The organism is Vibrio sp. V33_P6A3T137 (assembly GCF_009904835.1).
GTDB lineage: Bacteria > Pseudomonadota > Gammaproteobacteria > Enterobacterales > Vibrionaceae > Vibrio > Vibrio metschnikovii.
Genome location: NZ_WXWK01000112.1, coordinates 3,715 through 5,546 on the forward strand (window position 1 = coordinate 3,715; position 1,832 = coordinate 5,546).

At 51.3% G+C, this 1,832-nt stretch carries 1 rRNA gene; it reads right to left on the reverse strand.

What is annotated here, in order from left to right:
* Positions 1 to 39 precede the first annotated feature (39 nt).
* A 16S ribosomal RNA gene (locus CAG60_RS10525) occupies positions 40 to 1,584 on the reverse strand.
* Positions 1,585 to 1,832 lie beyond the last annotated feature (248 nt).

Sequence of the window (1,832 nt, forward strand, 5' to 3'; positions counted from 1 at the left end):
TCAATCTGTGTGAACACTCATCAATGCACAATCTTTACGTAAGGAGGTGATCCAGCGCCAGGTTCCCCTAGCGCTACCTTGTTACGACTTCACCCCAGTCATGAACCACAAAGTGGCAAGCGTCCTCCCGAAGGTTAAACTACCTGCTTCTTTTGCAGCCCACTCCCATGGTGTGACGGGCGGTGTGTACAAGGCCCGGGAACGTATTCACCGTGGCATTCTGATCCACGATTACTAGCGATTCCGACTTCATGGAGTCGAGTTGCAGACTCCAATCCGGACTACGACGCACTTTTTGGGATTCGCTCACTATCGCTAGCTTGCAGCCCTCTGTATGCGCCATTGTAGCACGTGTGTAGCCCTACTCGTAAGGGCCATGATGACTTGACGTCGTCCCCACCTTCCTCCGGTTTATCACCGGCAGTCTCCCTGGAGTTCCCGACATTACTCGCTGGCAAACAAGGATAAGGGTTGCGCTCGTTGCGGGACTTAACCCAACATTTCACAACACGAGCTGACGACAGCCATGCAGCACCTGTCTTACAGTTCCCGAAGGCACTCCCGCGTCTCCGCAGGATCCTGTAGATGTCAAGAGTAGGTAAGGTTCTTCGCGTTGCATCGAATTAAACCACATGCTCCACCGCTTGTGCGGGCCCCCGTCAATTCATTTGAGTTTTAATCTTGCGACCGTACTCCCCAGGCGGTCTACTTAACGCGTTAGCTCCGAAAGCCACGGCTCAAGGCCACAACCTCCAAGTAGACATCGTTTACAGCGTGGACTACCAGGGTATCTAATCCTGTTTGCTCCCCACGCTTTCGCATCTGAGTGTCAGTATCTGTCCAGGGGGCCGCCTTCGCCACCGGTATTCCTTCAGATCTCTACGCATTTCACCGCTACACCTGAAATTCTACCCCCCTCTACAGTACTCTAGCCTGCCAGTTTCAAATGCAACTCCGAGGTTGAGCCCCGGGCTTTCACATCTGACTTAACAAACCACCTGCATGCGCTTTACGCCCAGTAATTCCGATTAACGCTCGCACCCTCCGTATTACCGCGGCTGCTGGCACGGAGTTAGCCGGTGCTTCTTCTGTCGCTAACGTCAAAGAATACCGCTATTAACGATACCCCCTTCCTCACGACTGAAAGTACTTTACAACCCGAAGGCCTTCTTCATACACGCGGCATGGCTGCATCAGGCTTGCGCCCATTGTGCAATATTCCCCACTGCTGCCTCCCGTAGGAGTCTGGACCGTGTCTCAGTTCCAGTGTGGCTGATCATCCTCTCAGACCAGCTAGGGATCGTCGCCTTGGTGAGCCATTACCTCACCAACTAGCTAATCCCACCTGGGCATATCCTGACGCGAGAGGCCCGAAGGTCCCCCTCTTTGGCCCGTAGGCATCATGCGGTATTAGCCATCGTTTCCAATGGTTATCCCCCACATCAGGGCAATTTCCCAGGCATTACTCACCCGTCCGCCGCTCGTCAGCAAAGAAAGCAAGCTTCCTTCCTGTTACCGCTCGACTTGCATGTGTTAGGCCTGCCGCCAGCGTTCAATCTGAGCCATGATCAAACTCTTCAATTTAAGTTCTTTTTGGCTCAATGAATACTGACTTTAAATTACCTAGCTTCTATAAATAGAAGCGTAATTCAAAGCTATTATCGTTCCAACAGAACGATAATGAATTGACTGTGCCGATAGTGCTAAAAGCGCTATCAATTTGGTCACTCAGTTCATTGAAACCGAAGTGCTTATTGCTAAGCATTTTGATTATCATCAACGAGTGCCCACACAGATTGATTGGTTTAAATTGTTAAAGAGCTGGCTTGCGA